An 18,537-nucleotide genomic window follows, 5' to 3' on the forward strand; every position below is an offset into this window, starting at 1 on the left:
CCGAGCAAATGCGCCAAGAGGGTCCGCACTTTCGACTGGAAAGCACGACGGCGCCCGCAGGCGCCGCCTTTCCTTGCGCACCTCAGTTGCGCCAGCGAGGTGTCCCGCCCTGCTGGCCCTGGTGTCCCGGACGATCCTGCCGACCGTGTTGTTGCCAGCGTTGCGGAGAATGCCCGCGCCATTGCGGCTGGCCGCCGCGCTGCCAGTTGCCCGGATGCCGCTCGCCACGATGGGCCGGGCGCGATTCGTGGTAGCGCTGCTGGTAGCGATATTGCTCGCGCCGGTAGTCGCGGTGGCCATCGTAGCGGCGTGGCGCCGGGTAGTAGCGTTGGTCGTAGTAGCGCGTCGAGTAGTAGCGCCGTTCGCTGCGCCAGCCATCGTCATACACGCGATAGCGCGGCACTTCGTAGGCGTAGCCGTAGGGCTGGCCGCGATAGTGGCGCCAATCGCCGTCATCGTAGTCGTAGTCATACACCGCGCAGCCACCCAGGCTGGCGAGAAGCAGAAGAAGCGGGACTCTCAGGAATGTGCGCCACATGGCAGCCTCCTGCGGCCCCGCTGCCGACCGGCCGGACGACCGGCGACGCCGCGAGGCGCGCATACGACGTGAAGACTCGGGAAATGGAAGTGGGCTCAGCACCAGCCTTTCTTGGCGTGGCCCGGAGGACAATGGGGCGGGCCGCCGCGATCGTAGCCGTAGTAGCCATCGTCGAACGGATCCAGTTCGACGTAGGCGCCCGGCACCCGAACGCTGCAACCGCTCATCAGGAAGGCCGCCAGTAGCAGCCCGAACAATCGCATGACCATCAGCATTCTCCTTCATCGCAGAACGCAGCCGAACCACGCCTGGACAAGATCCCGATGGAGCGGGAAGCCGGTTGCGGCGGTTGCAACCCGGCTGCAATAGAGACCGAAGGAAAAAACGGAAATTCCCTGAATCCGACCAACGACACGGGCCTCCAGAACGTGACCGCAGCCGGCGTTTCTCGGTAGAGTGCGCGGACCAAGGACTGCCGGCCCCGCCGGAACCGCTCAAGGAGCATGCATGCAACCCATCGACCGCGCCCAGGCACAGCAGCGCGCCAACGACATCCTGGTATTCCAGCGCGAGCTGCAACGCCTCGACCAGGAGCAGGCGTTCCGCCTCGAACCGGCCCAGGCCCGGCAACTCGCCGACTATCACCTGGCCCTGCTGGACAGCTACCGCGACCGTTTCGACATCGACCACGACCTGCGCAGCCAGCAACTTTCGCTGGGCATGCGGGTAGCCTCGTTCTTCGGCGCCCTGGCCTTCGCCGCCAGCGTGTTCCTGCTGTTCTATCGCTTCTGGGGCCTGTTCCCCACCGTCGCCCAGGTGGCGATCCTGATCGGCAGCGCCTTCGCCGCGTTCTTCGCCACGCTCTGGGTCCAGGCCAAGGACGCCTCGGGCTACTTCAGCAAGCTGGCGGCGATGGTCGCGTTCGCCTGCTTCGTCCTCGACCTGACCATGCTCGGGCAGATATTCAACGTCACCCCCAGCGACCTGGCGCTGGTGCCCTGGGCGCTCTACGCCCTGCTCCTGGCCTACCTGTGCAACGCCCGCCTGCTGCTGGCGGCGGCGATCCTCTGCGTGATGGGTTTCATCGCCGCGCGCGTCGGCACCTGGGGCGGCGGCTACTGGCTGAGCGTAGGCGAGCGACCGGAGAACTTCTTCCCCGCCGCCGCGCTGATCTTCGCCGTGCCGCTGTGCTTCGATCAGCGCAACTTCAGCGGCTTCGCCGTGATCTACCGGGTGTTCGCCCTGCTCGGCCTGTTCCTGCCGATGCTGGTGCTGGCCAACTGGGGCTCAGGCAGCTACCTGGCGTTACCGTCGGCGCTCATCGAGGGGCTCTACCAGGTCGCCGGCTTCGTCGCCGCCGCCCTTGTGATCTGGCTCGGCGCGCGACGCAACTGGGCGGACGTGAGCAATACCGGGATCACCTTCTTCGTCATCTTCCTCTACACCAAGTTCTTCGACTGGTGGTGGGAAGCGATGCCGAAGTACCTGTTCTTCCTGGTGCTCGGCCTCAGCGCCCTGCTGATCCTGCTGGTCCTGCGCCGCCTGCGCACGCCCCTGGGCATCGCCGCGAGGACTGACGCATGAATCGCAACCGTCGCAACGCCCTGATCGCCGGCAGCCTCCTGCTGCTGGCGGCGAACCTGGCCGCCCTCGGTGGCGTCGCCTGGAACCGGTCCGGCGAGGCCGAAAGCAAGCTGGTGCTCAGCCAGCGCGAGCTCCAGCGCAACTGGTCCTACGGTTTCTGGAGCGAAGAGAACAGTGGCGTCGAACTGCGCCTGGAGCTTCGCTCGCCGAGCAGCGAGCCGCCCAGTGACCTCGCTCCCCCGCTGCCGCCCGAGCAGATGCGCGCCCTCGGTTTCAGCATCCCGGACGCGCTCGACGAAGAGAGCGTACGGCGCTACCGCCGCCAACAGGAAAAACAGGTGCTGCTGGTCCTGGAGCTCGACGGCCCGGCCTATCGCCGCGAAGTACGCCTGGCCGAGGAGCGCCTGGCCGAGGCCAGCGCCCGCAGCAAGGCCCTGCCCAAGGACGAAATGCTGTCCAGCCAGATGGAAGCCGCTCGCCACCAACTGAAGCATGAGCAGGGAGAGGCCAGCCGACTGTTCATCGTCGACGCCGGCCTCGACCTGGCCGCCCTGCGCCAGCGCTACCCCGAGCGCCAGCGCTACGCCATCGTCAAGGGCCGGGTGCGTCCCTGGTCCGCGGTCGACGAAGGCAGGACGCTGGTCGGCGGCTACATCAGCCGTACCGACCTCGCCGCGATCAACGTGCCACGACAATGGCACGCGGTATTCGCCAAGGTCGACGGACAAAACTACCGGCTAGCGCCGCTGGAACTGCACCTCAGCTTCGGCCAGCGCCTGGAGCCCTGGATCACCAACGCCGTTCGCCGCTGAAACGCCCCGCCCGGCGCGCGATGCTTGCATCCGCGCGCCGGGCGCTGCACCCTGGGCACCCGCCAGCCATCCACCGCGCCATGAACAGCGAAATCGACCCCGGCCGCTGCCCGCTGTGCCAGCAATCCAACCGCTGCACCCTGGCCGATCCCGCTAGCGCCGCCCAGGCTTGCTGGTGCTTCACCACGGAAATCAATGCGGCCGCGCTGGAGCGGATTCCCGCCGAGCTGCGCCGCCGTGCCTGCCTCTGCCCGCGCTGCGCGCAACTATTGCCGCCCGACGCCGACGACTGATGCGCCTGGACCGCTTCCTCGCCAACCTGCCCGAACTCAGCCGCCGCGACGCGCAGATGCTGATCGCCGGTGGACGCCTGCGCGTGGACGGCCAGGTGGTGCGCGACGGCACCCACGAAGTGCGTGTCTTCAGCCGGGTGGAACTGGACGAGCAGCTGCTCCAGGCTGGCAAGCCGGCGCGCTACTACATGCTGCATAAACCGATGGGCTGCGTCAGCGCCACCCGCGACCCGCAACACCCGACCGTCCTCGACCTGTTCCCGGAAGACCTGCGCGACGACCTGCACATTGGCGGTCGTCTCGACTACAACACCACCGGCCTGATGCTGCTGACCAACGATGGCCAGTGGTCGCGCCGCCTGACCCTGCCGGGCAGCCGGCGCGACAAGGTCTACTACGTGGAAACCGAGGCGCCCATCGACCAACGCTACGTGGATGCCTTCGCCGCCGGCCTCCACTTCCGCTTCGAAGACCTGGTCACCCTCCCCGCGCAGCTCGAACCGATCGGCCCACGCTGCGCCCGCCTGACCCTGCACGAAGGCCGCTATCACCAGGTCAAGCGCATGTTCGGCCACTTCGACAACAAGGTGCTGCGCCTGCACCGCGAGCGCATGGGCGATATTTGTCTCGACCCACAGTTGCCGCCGGGTGCCTGGCGCCCCCTGAATGCTGAAGAAATCTGTTCGGTGTGAAACCCCGGCGCCCGCCGCCTGTCCACCGAAAGAGGCCGGACCGCAGGGGTTTGGCCGGCCGTCGCGAGCGACGCTAAGCTGAATGGCATCTGTCGGAGCGACAGCCTTTCCCGCATGGAGCAAGAGAAAGCGCCAATGAAAAGATCCCTTGCCGTACTGCTGCTGGCCTTCGCCGTCGGCAGCCTCCACGCGGCGCCCGCCAGCCCAGCGAACGCGCCTTTGCCGCCGGCCGACATCAAGGCGCGGCTGAAGAGCATGAAGCCCGGCGAGTACCTCTGGTACCCGGAGGTTTCCCCGCAGGGACCAGTGACCATCGTGGTCAGCCTCACCGAACAGAAGGCCTACATCTACCGCAACGGTATCGCCATCGGGGTCAGCACCCTCAGCTCCGGCAAGAAGGGCCGGGAGACCCCGACCGGAGTGTTCTCGATCCTGCAAAAGAGCGTCGACCACAAGTCCGACCTCTACAACAGCGCGCCCATGCCCTACATGCAGCGCCTGACCTGGGACGGCATCGCCCTGCACGCCGGCAACCTGCCCGGCTATCCCGCCTCCCACGGCTGCATCCGCCTGCCCATGGCGTTCGCCAAGAAGCTCTACGGCATCACCGGATTCAGCTCCACCACGGTAATCATTTCCAACGCCAGCAGCGCGCCGAAGGAAGTCGACCACCCCGGCCTGCTGGCACCGACGGTAGCGGACGGGCGACCGGTGACGCTGCCGGTGGAGCCCGGAGAAATCGCCTGGAACGACCCCGGCGCGGAACGCGGTCCGTTGTCGGTGCTGATCAGCCGCGCCGACCAGCGCGCCTATGTCTATCGCGGCGGCCAGCGCATCGGCACCGCACCGGTGCAGTTGCCGGCACGCCCGCAAACCGGCATGGCGGTGTTCTCGCTGCTGGAAAAGCCGACCCCGGAAGAAATCAGCGAGACCTCGCCGAACCTGCGCTGGTCGGTGGTCCAGGTGAGCAACCCGGGACAGGGCCTGACACCCTCCGAGCAACTGGGCAAGATCCGCATGGACCCGACCTTCGTCCGCGAAATGCTCGGTGCCATGGACGTCGGCAGCACCCTGGTGATCACCGACTGGGCCTCGACCCGGGACACCCACAGCGACTCCGATTTCACGGTGATCGCCACGGAAACACCGAACAATCCGACGAAATCGCTTAAAAAGTAGTCGGCAAGTTGTTCAAAAATCGAGCACAATGCCTCTCATCCGGTAAAAACCACACTGAACCGATGGGAATACTGCTCGTATGCCAACCTTCCTCCGTGCCGCCCTGCGCAGGCTGAGCCTGGCGGGCGCCACCCTTTGCGCACTGGCCAGCGGGCCGGTATTCGCCATGCCACTTCCCTCCGCCAAGGACCTGCAGAAACTCGCTCCACAGGCCAGCCTGCCGACCCTCGAACTGGCCCTTACCGCCTATGCCTGCGCGAGTGCCAGCCAGGGCGGCGACAACGGCCTGCTGACGGTGATCGACTACTCGCGGCCGTCACGCGACAAGCGTCTCTGGGTATTCGACCTGAAGACCCGCAAGCTGCTCTTCGAAGAGTGGGTGACCCACGGCAAGAACAGCGGCGATGACCTTGCCACCTCCTTCTCCAACCGGCCGAACAGCTACCAGTCGTCGATCGGGCTGTTCCAGACCGGCCAGCTCTATACCGGCAAGCACGGCCAGTCGCTGCGCCTGGTTGGCCTGGAGCCGGGCTTCAACGACAAGAGCGAAGAACGCGCCATCGTCATGCATTCCGCTGCCTACGCCGATCCCAGGGTGGTTCCCGGGCTCGGTCGCCTGGGCCGCAGCCAGGGCTGCCCTGCGGTACGCCCGGCCGTGGCGGCCCGGCTGATCAACACCCTCAAGCGCGGCAGCTACGTGTTCGCCTACTATCCGCAGCCGAAGTGGCTGGAGACCTCGCGCTTCCTCGCCCCGCAGAGCTGCGCCGTGGCACGTGCGGCGCGTACGCCGGAAGTCATCGCCAGCCTGCTCAAATGAACCGCCGGGGCGGCGGCCGCGCCGTCCCTTTCCTTCCCGGCATCCCGAAATCGCAGCATCGGTACTTGCCTCGCGGCATTTCGTCGGATTCCAGCCCCCCTTCCCCCATCCAAAAGCGAAACAGGGCTTGCAGTCCGGCACGCCGGCTGCTTAACTGACGCTCACGTTGTGACTGACCAGTCACAAACGACTTCCAAGAAAGCCCGCGTGACTGCCCGCGCTTCGGCGCCGGCCTTTCCTGCCCGGCCAATAGCCGCTTCGCCAAAATCCGAGAGGATTTCGGACGCTCTCTATTTGCCTGTAAGTCGTTGAAAATCAAAAGTTTATCAAATCCATCCGAATGACATTCAACTGTCATTGGGAGGCGCTTTCATCTGCCCATGAGCATTTTGTATTCGCCGCGACAAGCAGGTCGCCGCGTTCCCATCGAACGATTCCAGGAGGAAGCGACATGAGGCCGGAAACAGCCATCATCGAGATCCACGGGCAATACAGGATTCACACCGAGTTCTACGGCAACCCCGCGGCGCAGCAGACCATCATCCTGGTCAACGGCTCGCTGTCGACCACAGCGTCCTTCGCCCAGACCGTGAAGTACCTGCAGCCGCATTACAACGTGGTGCTCTACGACCAGCCGTATGCCGGCCAGTCCAAACCCCATAACGAAAACCGCACGCCGATCAGCAAGGAGTGCGAGGCCAGGATCCTGCTGGAACTGATCGAACGCTTCCGTGCCGACGTAGTGATGTCGTTCTCGTGGGGCGGCGTCGCCACCCTGCTGGCCCTGGCGCAGCGTCCCGGACGGATCCGCAGGGCGGTGGTCAACTCATTCTCGCCTCAGCTCAACCCGGCCATGCTCGACTACCTGCATCGCGGCCTCGACTACCTCGCCGCCTGCGATCGCACCCAGGTCGGCAACCTGGTCAACGAAACCATCGGCCGCTACCTGCCACAGTTGTTCAAGCGCTACAACTTCCGCCACGTCAGCAGCCTGGACGAGCACGAATACCACCAGATGCACTTCCATATCCGCGAAGTGCTGCGCCTGAACGCCGATAGCTATACCGAGAGCTTCGCCGGCATCGAGATCCCGGTGCTGTTCATGAACGGCGAGCTGGACATCTACACCACGCCCCACGAAGCCCGCCAGTTCGGCCAACTGATCCGCGGCGCGGAATTCCACACCATCCGCAATGCCGGCCACTTCATCGACGTCGAGCACAAGGCCGCCTGGCAACAGACCCAGGACGCCCTGCTGGCCTTCCTCCGCCCGCAGCGCACGCAGCCGCTCAACCCGATCTACCGCCCCCAGCCCAACGGCGCCAGCGTCCCCCTCGCCGCCCTCGCCAGCTAACCGCCACCGCCACGGGGAGCCCCGCTCCCCTGGCGGAAAAACCCAGCGAAATCAACAAAAACCCCGCCCCGGGCTTCACCTGCCGCCGCGCATCTGGTAAAAAGGCGCCCTGGCCGCAAAAGCCATCCGAGCGGGCGTCGTATAATGGCATTACCTGAGCTTCCCAAGCTCATGACGAGGGTTCGATTCCCTTCGCCCGCTCCAGTATTTCCGGGCCTTCCAGCCGCCCAGGCGCATCGAGCGCAAGTGCTGGGGGCCGTTTCGGGGGCCGTTTGCGTGCGTCACTGGCAAGTGCGCGCGGAGAGTGAACAAACGGCAGAGAGCCAGGTTCCAATGCCCGCCCCGCCTGGCAACCCCTCGTTTTATGTTGACCCATCGAAATTGGGTAATTTTGGTAATTCGTTTTCAGAACTGCCATTTCATCCTTTAAATTCAATAGCTTACAGAAGCTTTTTAAAGGTAATAATAGGGTAATTTTGAGGTAATCGAATTACCTTTGTGCTGGGTAAGCTCGCCGATTTATGAACCCCTTATAAATCAATGGCTTACAAAAAAATTACCTTTCCAATTACCCTAAATTACCTTTCAAGGTAATTGCTGAAAGCCAGTAACCACGCGGCATACAGCCCGCTTAGAACCCCAAATTACCGAAATTACCTTTTTCCGAGGGGTCAACAGAAAAACGCCCCCAGGAAGGCCCCTTGCCGCCCTCAGAAAAGGGCCTCTGGTGCAGGGATTCGCAGGGATTTCCGAGTTCGGAAATCGGAAGGTAGCGCCCAGCCTGGGCCGTTGGCGGCGCTGTGCAGAAGTGCAGAAAAAGAGGTCTATTTAGAGCGGAGGCGTGGCGGGGGGACGACTGCGCGCGCCGAGCGGAATTGCGCAAAAACCATTCATTTTTCCTTTAAAATGGCATTTCTCGATAGAGAAAGCTGATTGGCGCCAACCGGTGGTTGTAGGCGAGATTTGAGCTGTGATGGGTGACAGGAGGTCCCATGCCGTTAAGCGCTGAGGAGCAGGCAATTTGCGATGGCGCCATCGCGTTCGCCAGAGCGAACAAGAAGTCCATTGCAAAGCGGCTAACAAGCCCCCAGATATATGCTCGAGAGGAAAACCCCGTGTCAGTTTTCATGGCCGGGTCCCCTGGAGCAGGCAAGACAGAAGCCTCGATCGAACTCCTGTCTCAGTTCGACGAGATCGGGTCAAAGGTTCTACGGATCGATCCAGACGAATTGCGGTCTGAGTTCGAAGGGTACACGGGAGGGAATTCCTGGCTGTTCCAACCTGCCGTCTCTATTTTGGTAGAGAAGATTCATGATTTGGCCCTGGATCAGCGACAGTCATTTCTCTTGGACGGCACGCTAGCCAACTACGAGATAGCAGAGCGGAACATCCAGCGATCCTTGCGCAAGGGCAGGACTGTGCTAATCCTGTACGTGTACCAGCGGCCTGACCTTGCATGGGAATTTGTCCAAGCTCGAGAGCGAGTAGAGGGAAGAAAAATCCCGATCGAAGAGTTTGTGAGACAGTATTTCGCGGCGAGAGACGTCGTGAATCGGCTCAAGCAACGCTTCGGAGGGTCGATAGAGGTGGATCTGCTGCTGAAAAACAACGACGGATCCCACCGTGTTTACGAGGCGAACATAGACCGGATTGACAGCCATGTCCCCGAAACCTATGATCGCGCGTCCCTTGAGCAGATGCTTTTACAGCGAGGCTAAGGATTGAAATGAGCATTTTTACAGTGAAAAAGCCGGGCACAACCACGAAATTCTCTGAATTCGTTCGTAACGCGTCTTCCGAAGAGAAGAAGCGTGTATACAAAGTCGTGATGAAGAAATCCACCGAGCGCCAATGCAAGGTGCTAGCAGCAGCTGCTGCAGGCTGAACTCAAAGAGATTCGAAAAAGCCCTCATCAAGTGAGGGCTTTTTTTTGCCTCGCGCAAAAGCTCGGTAGATCAACGGAGCGAAGGCAGGCCCAAGGCAGTGAACCTCACAACCTCCTCCCCGATCAGCTCATTGACCTGCTGCAGGCGCGCCTGCATTGGCTCCAGTTCCAGGCTGGCCCAGACCACTGCCGCGTCGCTGATGGATCCGAACCCACCGGCGTTCTGCGGCACCACCCCATCAGCTGCGGATAGACCCGTAGGCCGGCGAGCTGGTCGTCGCGGCTGATGTTCTTGATCGAGCCGAACTCGTCCTTGGCCGCCACCTCGCTGACCGGGATCAGTTGGATCCCCTCCTTCTTCCCGTTCGGCGCGTAGACGAACAGGTTGCGGAAATTGCCAGGCCCCTTCGCAGTCTTCAGCGCCGTGCGCAGCGCGTCGATGTCTTCCTCATTCTGTGCGGCGTCGGTCATGTAGAGGATGAAGCCGGCGTGGCTCCCGTTGTTGTAGTACTTACGCCGGAACAGCGTGGCCGACTCGTTCAGCAAGGCGCTCTGCAAAGCGCAATACCACTCCGGTACCCCGTAGATTTCTTGGCTGATGTCGGCCTCGCGCAGCTGGATCACGCTGCCCTTCTCGAATTCGTGCTCATCCTTCCAACTGCGCACCTGGTAGAACGTCTCCAGATCGGTGCCGCGGCGCATGTACTTGGCCAGCGGCGCCTGCAGCGGCATCCGCGTACCCAGGCGAGAACGAGGCTGCTCGAGGTAGGCCGAGCCGAATGTCAGCCAGTCCAGGGAGAACTGCTCGAACGTCGCCCGGCTGAGCAGGCGGTGCGGGATGAAGGTCTTGGCCAGCATGTTGCGCTTGAACTTCAGACCCGACTGCAGGTAAACGCTCGACCCCACCGCCTTGGCCAGCCCCTCCATGGACAGCGGCGGCTCGTACCACCGCCCGTTCGACCAGCACTCGAGATAGTCGAGGATGCCCCGGCCGTCGAGCACTGGCATCGGGTCACCGAAGGTGAAGGCCTCGGCACGGCCGCCCTGGCGCGGGATGAACTCGCCTTCCTGGGCGGACTGGACTGTAACCGGCTGCTGGCGGCGGTGGCTGCGACGTTTGCTCATCAGAAAATCTCCATGCGCCCGGTATTCGCGGGGGTCTGCCCCTCGAGCGGCTCGTTCTGCAATGCGTGGAATAGCGCCCAGGCCAGATCGGCGTGGCCGGTGTTGTCGTTGCGGCCGGCGGTATAGGTGAACTGGCGCCCACCGGCCGTGATGGTCTTGCGGATAGCCATCAGCGCCTGGGCCAGGTCGGTCCAGCCGGCGTCGAATTCGAGGCGGCCGTTCTTGATCACCGACCAGGCCTTCATGACCAACTGCGTCTTCACCTCGGGCGAGTAGCTGAAGGTGCGCACCCCCGGGAAGAACTGGCGCACCAACTGCGCGACGCCAGACCCCATGCCGGTGGTGTCGACGCCGATGTAGGTGACCCAGTAGCGCTGGGTCACCTTGCGGATGAACTCGGCCTGCTCGGCGAAGTCCTTGCCGCGGAACTGATGGCGCTCCAGCACGCGGAACTTGCCGCCCGGTACCGCCGGCGGCGCCACCACCACCAGACCCGCGGTGTCGCCCGTCTCGGCGGGGTCATAGCCCAGCCACACCTGGCGATCACCGAACGGCCGCAGCGCGAACGGCTTGTAGTCCTCCGACCACAGATCCCAGCTATCGACCATGCACGGCTGCAGCATGGTCAGCGGGAAAATGCTCGCGCCGTCGTCGACGAACTGGCACATCAGCAGGTTCTGGAAAGCCTCGGCGTCATACTCGAGACGCAGCTCGTCGATGTCGAACAGGTCGCAGCCACGGGCCTCGGCATCGAGGATCGTGACGATCTGGCGCCAGATGCGGTCCTCGCACAGTCGCCCTTGCTGCAGGGCGTCATGACTTACGTCGATCTTGATGCGATCGGCGGCCGGCTTGCCCTTGTTGAAGCGCTCGCCAGTCCAGAATGTGTAGGCCTCATGCGCCATCGAGCTGGGCGTCGAGAAATAGGTCCGCCGGTAGCGCTTCTGCATCGCCATACCGCTGGCGACCTTGTTCAGCTCCTTGAACTTGAACGTCCAGAAGAACTCGTCGAAGTAGAAGTTACCGTGGTAGCCCTGGGCAGTCCGCGCGTTGGTACCGAGGAAGTGCAGTTCCGCACCGTTCGGCAGGATGATCGGGTCGCCCTTCAGTTCGACACCTACCGCATCGCGCGCGAAGGCCTGGATATACGCCTTGAAGATGTGCGCTTGGGCCTTGCTGGCCGACAGGAATATCTGGTTGCGCCCCGTTTCCAGCGCGTCGATCAGCGCCTCGCGGGCGAAGTAGAACGTGGCGCCGATCTGTCGCGACTTGAGAATCACGCGGGTTCGCTGATTACCCGCGCGGTACCAGTCTTTCTGGTAGTCGAAGCAACCGTCGAGGAAGGCCTCGACCAGTTTCTCGGTCAGTTCCTCGCTGATGTCGTTGCGCTTCGGTTTGCGCTTGGGACCTTCGTTACGCTTGGCAAGCTCGGGGTTCAGGTCGGTTTCCGTACCACCGCCCTGGTAGCGCTGGATCCGCGCCTGGCGCTCAAGCTGCCGATGCAGCAGGTCGATTTCCTTGTAGTCACCGCCGGTCTTCCCGTCCTTCAGGATCAACTGAACCAACCGGGCTTCCAGGGCGCCCCCGATCCGTTCTACGCTGTCTGCCCGGTCCCATCCGTCGCGGTCCTTCCATGAGTGAAGGGTCTTGTCCTTCTCGCCCAGGTGGTCGGCGATGTCGCAGACACGCCAGCCCATCCAGTACAGGAATTTGGCCTGGCGGCGATTGTCACGGATGGGAATTTCGACGGCAGCGTTCATGGCGCAGATGCTGCCGCCCACCCTCGCCCCTCAGTAGCGCCGCCCCTTGTAGCTCCGCGCTCTACAATCCCGCTTGATTGCTGGGCCGCGCGCGCGTCCCGAACATGCCCCTCATTGCCATGCACCCCGCATCAGCCGCATTGAGGACTCCCGGCATGAAGAAATTCCGCAGCAAATGGTTCCGCATCGCCGTCGAAGGGGCGACCACGGACGGCCGCAACATCGAGCGCGACTGGATCGAGCAGATGGCCGCGCAGTACGACCCGAACACCTACGGCGCGCGGATCAACTGCGAGCACATCAAGTGGGCATGGCCGGCTGGTGAGTTCGGCGCCTATGGCGACGTGCTGGCGTGCAAGGCGGAAGAGATCGACATCAACGGGCAGAAGAAGCTCGCCCTCTTCGCCCAACTGGAGCCCAACCAGGCGCTGCTGGAACTGAACAAGCAGCGGCAGAAGGTCTACACCTCGGTCGAGATCGATCCCAAGTTCGCCGACACCGGCAAGGCCTACTTGGTCGGCCTGGCCATCACCGACTCACCCGCCAGCCTGGGCACCGAGGCGCTGTCTTTCAGCGCCAAGAACGGGACCCTCGCCAGCCGCAAGACCAACCCCGACACCCTGTTCAGCGCTGCCGAAGAGGGCACCCTCGAGTTCGAGGAATACGAGGACAAGCCCTCGGTCGGCGCAGCGCTGTTCACCAAGGTCAAGGAACTGCTCAAGGGCAAGGAAGCCCGCACCCAAGCCGAGTTCGGCCAGGTCGGCGAGGCCGTCGAAGCGATCGCCGAGCACAGTCGCGACCTGGGTGAGCAACTCGGCGAGCAGAAGAAGCAGACCCAGCAACTGGCCAGCCAGCTGGACAAGGTCACCAAGGAACTGGAGGACCTCAAGAGCACCCTCGATAGCACCCGGGACCACAGCCAACAGCAGCGGCCCCCGGTCACCGGTGGCGGCAGTGTCGCCCTGACCGACTGCTAACCGTCCCCCGCCCCGGTATCCAAAGGAAAAGCACCATGCGCAACGAAACCCGCAAACAGTTCGACGCCTACCTGGCGCAGCTCGCCAAGCTCAACGGCGTGAACTCCGCCGTCCAGACCTTCGCCGTCGAGCCGAGTGTCCAGCAGAAGCTGGAGCAACGTATTCAGGAGTCCAGCGAGTTCCTGAAGCAGATCAACGTCTACGGCGTCGACGAGCTGCAAGGCGAGAAGATCGGCATCGGCGTCAGCGGCACCATCGCCAGCCGTACCGATACCACCGGCGACGGTGTACGCAAGCCGCGTGACGTGTCCGCGCTCGACAACCAGCGCTACGAGTGCAAGCACACCGATTTCGACACCGCCATCACCTACGCCATGCTCGACGCCTGGGCCAAGTTCCCGGAGTTCCAGGCCCTGCTGCGCGACGCGATCCTCAAGCGCCAGGCCCTCGACCGCCTGATGATCGGCTTCAACGGTACCAGCGCCGCGGCTACCACCAACCGCGCCGCCAACCCGCTGCTGCAGGACGTGAACATTGGCTGGTTCCAGCAGTACCGCAACAACGCTCCAGCACGGGTACTGAAGGACGGGAAGACCGCCGGCAAGGTGGTAGTCGGCAACGGCGCCGACGCCGACTACAAGAACCTCGACGCCCTGGTGTTCGACGTGGTCAGCAGCCTGATCGATCCCTGGCACCGCCGCGACCCGGGCCTGGTGGTGATCCTCGGCCGCGAGCTGGTCCACGACAAGTACTTCCCGATGGTGAACAAGGACCAGCCGGCAACCGAGAAGATCGCCACCGACCTCATCCTGTCGCAGAAGCGCATGGGCGGCCTGCCGCCGGTGGAAGTGCCCTACGTGCCCGAGAAGGGCCTCATGGTCACCACCCTGAAGAACCTGTCGCTCTACTGGCAGATCGGCGGTCGCCGCCGTTACCTGAAGGAGGTACCGGAGAAGAACCGCATCGAGAACTACGAGTCCAGCAACGACGCCTACGTCGTCGAGGACTACGGCCTCGGCTGCGTGGTCGAGAACATCGAAGTCGCGGAGTAGATGACATGGCCTTCAGTCCCGCCAAGGCGCACTTCCTGCGCGTGACCGCCGCTCAAGAGGCGGCGGCCACTGCCCCGCACCAGGGCATGGAAGGCGCGAACGCCTATGAGCTGCAGCTCGCCCAGCTGTATCAGGATCGCAGCCGCCTGAAGAACATCCAATCCGGCGAAGGCAAGGCAGCGCTCAAGGTCGAGCTGCTGCCGGCCTACCAGCCGTACATTTCCGGTGTGCTGCAGGCCGGCAAGGGCGCCCAGGACGAGGTGGTCACCACTGTCATGCTCTGGCGCATCGATGCCGGCGATTACGCCGGTGCCCTGGACATCGCCGACTACGTGCTCGCACACGACCTGGTCATGCCCGACCGCTTCGCGCGTACCTCCGGCTGCGTCATCGCCGAAGAGATCGCCGAGGCCGCGCTCAAGGCACAGAAGACCGGCGGCAGCTTCGACCTTGCGACCTTGCATCGCACCCTCCTGCTCACCGACCAGGCCGACATGCCCGACGAAGCCCGCGCGAAGCTCTACCTCGCCGCCGGCCATGCCACCCTGGAAGGCCTTTCTGTGGAGAGCCCCGGGCAACCCGGGCAGGTGCAAGCCGGCATCGATCTGCTCAAGCGCGCGATCCAGCTGCACGACAAGTGCGGCGGGAAGAAGGATTTGGAGGCCGCCGAACGGCTCCAGAAGAAACTGACCGCCTCTGGCGGTTGACCGAGCGTACCCCGCGCCCCGCCGGCTCGGGGCCGATCTGCCAGGTCCTCTCCTTCCTGAGCAGTGACGCCCCGACCACCGGCGACCTCAAGCGAGCAGCAGCATGAGCGGATTCATCGCCAACGGCCCGGTCCCAGGCGGGCACATCAACAGCGATCCCTTCTGGCCCACCATAGAGCTCGAGCATGTGCGCGCGAACCTGCGCATCGACTCCAGCGTCGACCCGGCGCGCCTTGAAGTCGCGGTCATTGCCGCGGTGATCAGCGTCAACCGCGAGCTGCGGGCCTGGCGCCTTGAGAAGATCGCGGCCGGCTATGCCGAACTCGCCCAGGTGCCGTCCGACAAGGTGCGGGACACCTCCGAACTGGTGCAGCTGTATCTGCGCGCAGTGCAGTCTGCCACCGCCGCCGAAGTGGCCGAGCGCTACCGCTGGTACGACACCACCACCAGCGGCAACGACAAGGCCCAGGACATCGCAACCACCATCGACGACTACCGCCGCGACCAACGCTGGGCGATCCGCGACTTTCTCAAGCGTCCCCGCACGACGGTGGAGCTGATCTGATGGCCGCCGTCGCGATCGCCCACCAGAACGACACCGTCGAGGCGCTGTGCTGGCGGCACTACGGTCGCACCGCCGGCGTGACCGAGGCGGTCCTCGAGGCGAACCACGGCCTGGCCGACCACGGCCCCACCCTCCCCCCTGGCCTCAAGGTCACCATGCCGGACATTCCGACAGCCGCCCCGGAACGGCAGATGGTGAACCTATGGGACTGACCACTTTGCAAGGAACCACCCCGCATGGCTGACCTCACCACCACCGCCACGGCCGGCGCCATCATGGGCCTCGGCCTGGGCGTAACCCTTCCGGTTGACGGCGGCATGCTGTTCGGCGCACTGCTCGGCGCCTGGCTGGCCACCGGCACGAAGCAGGACCTGAAGGCCTGGTCGCGCCTGCTGTCGCTGATCCTGCCGACCTGCGTCGGCTACCTGTTCGCCGATGTCGCCCTCGCCCGCGTGCCCTGGCTGACCAACCTGGCCTTCTCTGCCTTCGTCTGCGCCCTGGTGGTCATTCCTCTCAGCCTCAAGGCGGTCGCCTGGGTCGACAAGGTCGACTTCGACGACCTCTGGCGCCGCATCCGAGGAGGTCGCTGACATGCTCATGACTACCGTTCCATTGATCGCCGCCCTGGCCTACATCGCCGCCGCGCTGCGCCTGGTCTGCTACCAGCGCTGCGGCGCTCGCTTCCGCCGCAGCGTCTCGTTGCTCGCCAGCCTGCTCGGCGCATCCATGGCCATCTGCGGCCTGGAAATCCTGCTCTACCGCCCACCGGTCAGCATCTGGCACGCCATCGTCGCCGCCCTGCTGTGCCTGCTGATCTTCCGTTCCCGCGGCAACGTCGCCGCCCTGCTGAGGCCATCCGCATGACCCTTCGATATGGTGACCGTTCTCAAGAGGTCCTCCAGCTTCAGCGTCGACTGAACACCTGGGCCGGCGCCAATCTCTACGAGGACGGCCACTTCGGCGCCGCCACCGAGGACGCGGTGCGTGCCTTCCAGCGTTCGCATGGACTGGTCGCCGATGGCATCGCTGGCCCGAAGACACTGTCCGCCCTCGGCGGCGCTGACTGCTCGCACCTGCTGCAGAACGCCGACCTCGTCGCCGCCGGAGCTCGCCTCGGCCTGCCGCTGGCGACGATCTATGCGGTCAATCAGGTCGAGTCGAACGGGCAGGGGTTCCTGGGCAACGGCAAGCCGGCAATCCTGTTCGAACGCCACATCATGTACCGCCGTCTCGCCGCCCACGATCAGGTCACCGCCGACCAGTTGGCCGCACAGTTCCCCGCGCTGGTGAATCCTCGCCCAGGCGGCTATGCCGGTGGAACAGCCGAGCACCAGCGCCTGGCGAACGCGCGCCAGATCGACGATACCGCCGCACTGGAGTCGGCCAGTTGGGGGGCCTTCCAGATCATGGGGTTCCACTGGCAACGCCTGGGCTACATCAGCGTGCAGGCCTTCGCCGAGTCCATGGGGCGCAGCGAGTCGGCCCAGTTCGAAGCGTTCGTCCGCTTCATCGACACCGACCCGGCGCTACACAAGGCGCTGAAGGCTCGCAAATGGGCCGACTTCGCCCGCCTCTACAACGGCCCCGACTACAAGCGGAACCTCTACGACACCAAGCTCGCGCGGGCCTACGAGCAACACGCCAACTGCGCCGAGGCCAGCGCGTGAGCCTTCTGCGCCAGGTGCTGTACAGCGCCGCCCTGCTCGGTGCCCTCGGCTTGCTCCTGTGGGTACAGCAGCAGCGCATCGACCTGGCGCAGGCCCGCCTGGCCCAGGCCGAGTTGGCGAGGAAAGCCAGCGACGCCCAGCTTTCCCGCCAGGCCGGCACCATCACGGCCCTCGAGGCCGCCCTTTCCCGCGAGCGCCAGGCCCAGGCCGACCTGGACCAACAGCGGCAGCAGCTGCGCCAGGCGCTGGCCATCCGCGAACGCTTGATCGAGGACCTGAAACGTGACGATGAACCCTATCGCCAGTGGGCTGACCAGCCTCTGCCTGATGCTGCTCGTCGGCTGCAACAGCGCCCCGCTATCACCGGAGCGGCCGCTTATCATCAGTGGCTGTCCCGCCGTGACGCCCTGCAGCCTGGAGTCAGCGGCACCGAAGGACAACGGCGGCCTACAGACTGAAGTCGAGCGTATCGGCCTGGCCTGGGCCGAGTGCGCCGCGAAGGTCGACATGATCATCCGCACCCAAGGGGCTGCTACCCATGAACAAGCCCGATAGTCTGAAGGCACATCTGCTCGCCGCCGTGCCGGAACTCAGGAACAACGGCGACCGCCTGGTGATATTCATCGACAACGGCCGGGTCCGCAGCACCTCGGCCGAGAGCCTGTCCTTCGAATACGCCTATGACCTGCAGGTGATCCTCACCGACTTCGCCGGGCACCCCGACAGCGTGTTTCTGCCGCTGCTCGGCTGGCTGCTGGTGAACCAGTCGGATCTGCTGGCCAACCTCACCAAGGTGCAGGACGGCATCACCTTCGAGGCCGACATGCTCGACCGCAGCAAGGTCGACCTCGGTATCGTCCTGCCACTGACCGAGCGTGTCGTCGTCAAGCGTCGCGAGGATGGCCGCTACGATGTGAGTCACCCGGAAGAGCCCCAGCTCACCGAGGCCATCGAGGTCGATGGGCCGATGCAGATGCTCGCCAACGGCGAGCTGCTGGCCGAGTGGACGCCGCCGACGCCTACCGAGGCCGTCATGCTCGAGACGCCGCAGATCAGGCGCCCGGCCAATGGCTGACAGCCTCCAGGTTCTGGAAGACTGGGCAGGGCCGATTCTCCGCGCCCTCGAGCCAGGCCCTCGTGCTGCCCTCGCGCGTTCGCTCGCCCGCGATCTACGGCGCAGCCAGCAGAAGCGCGTAATGGCACAGCGCAACCCCGACGGAAGCGCCTACGAGCCACGCAAGAAGCGCGAACTGCGCGGCAAACAAGGCCGTATTCGGCGCAAGATCAAGATGTTCCAGAAGCTGCGCACGGTGCGCTATCTGCGCGCCAAGGGCGACGCCCAGGCGATTACGGTTTCCTTCGCTGGTCGGATCGCACGCATCGCGCGGGTTCACCAGTACGGGCTGAGGGACCGTGCTGAGCCTGGCGCTCCTGAAGTCCAATATGCGCAGCGCTCCCTTCTAGGGTTCACCGCCGCGGATCTAGACAGCATCCGCAGCGGTGTCCTAAAGCATCTCCCCCCCTGACATC

22 protein-coding genes, 1 tRNA gene and 2 pseudogenes are annotated in these 18,537 nt (G+C 64.3%); 21 read left to right on the forward strand and 4 right to left on the reverse strand.

All coding sequences use genetic code 11. The features are described from left to right. Window positions 1–82 precede the first annotated feature (82 nt). Together AT700_RS21670 and AT700_RS21675 are read right to left on the reverse strand one after the other, a co-directional pair. Window positions 83–538 (reverse strand): hypothetical protein, encoded by a 456-nt coding sequence (locus AT700_RS21670; RefSeq protein ID WP_003114164.1) that lies wholly within the window; start codon window positions 536–538, stop codon window positions 83–85. 95 nt (window positions 539–633) lie between these two features. Next, a complete protein-coding gene (locus AT700_RS21675) occupies window positions 634–813 on the reverse strand; it encodes a hypothetical protein (RefSeq protein WP_003098355.1) in 180 nt (59 codons plus the stop codon). Between the two features lie 232 nt (window positions 814–1,045). Here AT700_RS21675 and AT700_RS21680 point away from each other — a divergent pair, with 232 nt between their 5' ends. The 9 genes from AT700_RS21680 to AT700_RS21720 all read left to right on the forward strand — a co-directional run bounded on the left by AT700_RS21680 (window position 1,046) and on the right by AT700_RS21720 (window position 8,987). Further along, window positions 1,046–2,122 (forward strand): DUF2157 domain-containing protein, encoded by a 1,077-nt coding sequence (locus tag AT700_RS21680; protein ID WP_003114162.1) that lies wholly within the window; start codon window positions 1,046–1,048, stop codon window positions 2,120–2,122. Continuing rightward, window positions 2,119–2,934, forward strand: coding sequence for a DUF4824 family protein (locus AT700_RS21685; protein WP_003163339.1), 816 nt, complete (start codon window positions 2,119–2,121; stop codon window positions 2,932–2,934). Before AT700_RS21680 ends, AT700_RS21685 begins: the two co-directional genes overlap by 4 nt. An 80-nt stretch (window positions 2,935–3,014) precedes the next feature. Beyond that, complete coding sequence (locus tag AT700_RS21690) at window positions 3,015–3,227, forward strand: cysteine-rich CWC family protein (RefSeq protein WP_023112776.1); 213 nt, start codon at window positions 3,015–3,017, stop codon at window positions 3,225–3,227. Next, window positions 3,227–3,919 (forward strand): pseudouridine synthase, encoded by a 693-nt coding sequence (locus AT700_RS21695; RefSeq protein ID WP_003124251.1) that lies wholly within the window; start codon window positions 3,227–3,229, stop codon window positions 3,917–3,919. Before AT700_RS21690 ends, AT700_RS21695 begins: the two co-directional genes overlap by 1 nt. A gap of 135 nt (window positions 3,920–4,054) precedes the next feature. After that, the gene (locus AT700_RS21700; protein ID WP_003098363.1) at window positions 4,055–5,098 is read left to right on the forward strand and encodes a L,D-transpeptidase; all 1,044 of its coding nucleotides are present in this window, start codon (window positions 4,055–4,057) and stop codon (window positions 5,096–5,098) included. Between the two features lie 79 nt (window positions 5,099–5,177). Continuing rightward, complete coding sequence (locus tag AT700_RS21705) at window positions 5,178–5,915, forward strand: murein L,D-transpeptidase catalytic domain family protein (RefSeq protein WP_003114158.1); 738 nt, start codon at window positions 5,178–5,180, stop codon at window positions 5,913–5,915. A 451-nt stretch (window positions 5,916–6,366) separates the two neighbouring features. Next, a complete protein-coding gene (gene phaG / locus AT700_RS21710; RefSeq protein WP_003123042.1) occupies window positions 6,367–7,269 on the forward strand; it encodes a (R)-3-hydroxydecanoyl-ACP:CoA transacylase in 903 nt (300 codons plus the stop codon). Window positions 7,270–7,399: 130 nt separating this feature from the next. Then, window positions 7,400–7,473, forward strand: a tRNA-Gly gene (locus AT700_RS21715). Between the two features lie 788 nt (window positions 7,474–8,261). Beyond that, window positions 8,262–8,987, forward strand: a complete 726-nt coding sequence (locus tag AT700_RS21720) for a zeta toxin family protein (protein ID WP_048521442.1) — start codon at window positions 8,262–8,264, stop codon at window positions 8,985–8,987. 237 nt (window positions 8,988–9,224) lie between these two features. On the opposite strand, the pseudogene AT700_RS21725 reads toward AT700_RS21720, so the two are convergent. Together AT700_RS21725 and AT700_RS21730 are read right to left on the reverse strand one after the other, a co-directional pair. Next, window positions 9,225–10,279 (reverse strand): annotated as a pseudogene (locus AT700_RS21725) (phage portal protein). Then, window positions 10,279–12,039 (reverse strand): terminase ATPase subunit family protein, encoded by a 1,761-nt coding sequence (locus AT700_RS21730; RefSeq protein ID WP_031299630.1) that lies wholly within the window; start codon window positions 12,037–12,039, stop codon window positions 10,279–10,281. The pseudogene AT700_RS21725 and the gene AT700_RS21730 overlap by 1 nt, the downstream one beginning before the upstream one ends. 155 nt (window positions 12,040–12,194) lie before the next feature. Between AT700_RS21730 and AT700_RS21735 the strand changes: the two genes are divergently transcribed. The 12 genes and pseudogenes from AT700_RS21735 (at window position 12,195) to AT700_RS21785 (ending at window position 18,533) form a co-directional block, all read left to right on the forward strand. Continuing rightward, the gene (locus AT700_RS21735) at window positions 12,195–13,016 is read left to right on the forward strand and encodes a GPO family capsid scaffolding protein (RefSeq protein ID WP_048521449.1); all 822 of its coding nucleotides are present in this window, start codon (window positions 12,195–12,197) and stop codon (window positions 13,014–13,016) included. A gap of 35 nt (window positions 13,017–13,051) precedes the next feature. Further along, complete coding sequence (locus AT700_RS21740; protein WP_033973071.1) at window positions 13,052–14,068, forward strand: phage major capsid protein, P2 family; 1,017 nt, start codon at window positions 13,052–13,054, stop codon at window positions 14,066–14,068. Window positions 14,069–14,073: 5 nt separating this feature from the next. Then, window positions 14,074–14,775, forward strand: coding sequence for a terminase endonuclease subunit (locus tag AT700_RS21745; protein ID WP_022580432.1), 702 nt, complete (start codon window positions 14,074–14,076; stop codon window positions 14,773–14,775). Between the two features lie 103 nt (window positions 14,776–14,878). Then, complete coding sequence (locus tag AT700_RS21750) at window positions 14,879–15,340, forward strand: head completion/stabilization protein (RefSeq protein ID WP_023876114.1); 462 nt, start codon at window positions 14,879–14,881, stop codon at window positions 15,338–15,340. Next, window positions 15,340–15,552 (forward strand): tail protein X, encoded by a 213-nt coding sequence (locus AT700_RS21755; protein WP_003098378.1) that lies wholly within the window; start codon window positions 15,340–15,342, stop codon window positions 15,550–15,552. Before AT700_RS21750 ends, AT700_RS21755 begins: the two co-directional genes overlap by 1 nt. Before the next feature lie 24 nt (window positions 15,553–15,576). After that, window positions 15,577–15,930 carry a putative holin gene (locus tag AT700_RS21760; protein ID WP_003098379.1) on the forward strand — a complete coding sequence of 118 codons (354 nt, stop codon included), beginning with the start codon at window positions 15,577–15,579 and terminating at the stop codon, window positions 15,928–15,930. 1 nt (window position 15,931) lies between these two features. After that, window positions 15,932–16,204, forward strand: a complete 273-nt coding sequence (locus AT700_RS21765) for a phage holin family protein (RefSeq protein ID WP_003098380.1) — start codon at window positions 15,932–15,934, stop codon at window positions 16,202–16,204. After that, window positions 16,201–17,007, forward strand: a complete 807-nt coding sequence (locus AT700_RS21770; RefSeq protein ID WP_048521455.1) for an N-acetylmuramidase domain-containing protein — start codon at window positions 16,201–16,203, stop codon at window positions 17,005–17,007. Before AT700_RS21765 ends, AT700_RS21770 begins: the two co-directional genes overlap by 4 nt. Continuing rightward, a pseudogene (gene lysB, locus AT700_RS30485) lies at window positions 16,893–17,366 on the forward strand (Rz-like lysis system protein LysB); the annotation flags it as partial. The gene AT700_RS21770 and the pseudogene lysB, both read left to right, overlap by 115 nt. Beyond that, window positions 17,290–17,562 (forward strand): Rz1-like lysis system protein LysC, encoded by a 273-nt coding sequence (gene lysC, locus AT700_RS30380; protein WP_235438622.1) that lies wholly within the window; start codon window positions 17,290–17,292, stop codon window positions 17,560–17,562. The pseudogene lysB and the gene lysC, both read left to right, overlap by 77 nt. Beyond that, window positions 17,546–18,082 carry a phage tail protein gene (locus tag AT700_RS21780; RefSeq protein ID WP_016852031.1) on the forward strand — a complete coding sequence of 179 codons (537 nt, stop codon included), beginning with the start codon at window positions 17,546–17,548 and terminating at the stop codon, window positions 18,080–18,082. The genes lysC and AT700_RS21780 overlap by 17 nt, the downstream gene beginning before the upstream one ends. Continuing rightward, a complete protein-coding gene (locus AT700_RS21785) occupies window positions 18,075–18,533 on the forward strand; it encodes a phage virion morphogenesis protein (RefSeq protein ID WP_048521459.1) in 459 nt (152 codons plus the stop codon). Before AT700_RS21780 ends, AT700_RS21785 begins: the two co-directional genes overlap by 8 nt. The last annotated feature ends 4 nt before the right edge of the window (window positions 18,534–18,537 follow it).

The organism is Pseudomonas aeruginosa, assembly GCF_001457615.1.
GTDB lineage: Bacteria > Pseudomonadota > Gammaproteobacteria > Pseudomonadales > Pseudomonadaceae > Pseudomonas > Pseudomonas aeruginosa.

Coding starts and splice junctions, on each gene's coding strand:
- AT700_RS21670 (WP_003114164.1), bottom strand. CDS start 538: ATGTGGCGCACATTCCTGAGAGTCCCGCTTCTTCTGCTTCTCGCCAGC.
- AT700_RS21675 (WP_003098355.1), bottom strand. CDS start 813: ATGCTGATGGTCATGCGATTGTTCGGGCTGCTACTGGCGGCCTTCCTG.
- AT700_RS21680 (WP_003114162.1), top strand. CDS start 1,046: ATGCAACCCATCGACCGCGCCCAGGCACAGCAGCGCGCCAACGACATC.
- AT700_RS21685 (WP_003163339.1), top strand. CDS start 2,119: ATGAATCGCAACCGTCGCAACGCCCTGATCGCCGGCAGCCTCCTGCTG.
- AT700_RS21690 (WP_023112776.1), top strand. CDS start 3,015: ATGAACAGCGAAATCGACCCCGGCCGCTGCCCGCTGTGCCAGCAATCC.
- AT700_RS21695 (WP_003124251.1), top strand. CDS start 3,227: ATGCGCCTGGACCGCTTCCTCGCCAACCTGCCCGAACTCAGCCGCCGC.
- AT700_RS21700 (WP_003098363.1), top strand. CDS start 4,055: ATGAAAAGATCCCTTGCCGTACTGCTGCTGGCCTTCGCCGTCGGCAGC.
- AT700_RS21705 (WP_003114158.1), top strand. CDS start 5,178: ATGCCAACCTTCCTCCGTGCCGCCCTGCGCAGGCTGAGCCTGGCGGGC.
- phaG (WP_003123042.1), top strand. CDS start 6,367: ATGAGGCCGGAAACAGCCATCATCGAGATCCACGGGCAATACAGGATT.
- AT700_RS21720 (WP_048521442.1), top strand. CDS start 8,262: ATGCCGTTAAGCGCTGAGGAGCAGGCAATTTGCGATGGCGCCATCGCG.
- AT700_RS21730 (WP_031299630.1), bottom strand. CDS start 12,039: ATGAACGCTGCCGTCGAAATTCCCATCCGTGACAATCGCCGCCAGGCC.
- AT700_RS21735 (WP_048521449.1), top strand. CDS start 12,195: ATGAAGAAATTCCGCAGCAAATGGTTCCGCATCGCCGTCGAAGGGGCG.
- AT700_RS21740 (WP_033973071.1), top strand. CDS start 13,052: ATGCGCAACGAAACCCGCAAACAGTTCGACGCCTACCTGGCGCAGCTC.
- AT700_RS21745 (WP_022580432.1), top strand. CDS start 14,074: ATGGCCTTCAGTCCCGCCAAGGCGCACTTCCTGCGCGTGACCGCCGCT.
- AT700_RS21750 (WP_023876114.1), top strand. CDS start 14,879: ATGAGCGGATTCATCGCCAACGGCCCGGTCCCAGGCGGGCACATCAAC.
- AT700_RS21755 (WP_003098378.1), top strand. CDS start 15,340: ATGGCCGCCGTCGCGATCGCCCACCAGAACGACACCGTCGAGGCGCTG.
- AT700_RS21760 (WP_003098379.1), top strand. CDS start 15,577: ATGGCTGACCTCACCACCACCGCCACGGCCGGCGCCATCATGGGCCTC.
- AT700_RS21765 (WP_003098380.1), top strand. CDS start 15,932: ATGCTCATGACTACCGTTCCATTGATCGCCGCCCTGGCCTACATCGCC.
- AT700_RS21770 (WP_048521455.1), top strand. CDS start 16,201: ATGACCCTTCGATATGGTGACCGTTCTCAAGAGGTCCTCCAGCTTCAG.
- AT700_RS21780 (WP_016852031.1), top strand. CDS start 17,546: ATGAACAAGCCCGATAGTCTGAAGGCACATCTGCTCGCCGCCGTGCCG.
- AT700_RS21785 (WP_048521459.1), top strand. CDS start 18,075: ATGGCTGACAGCCTCCAGGTTCTGGAAGACTGGGCAGGGCCGATTCTC.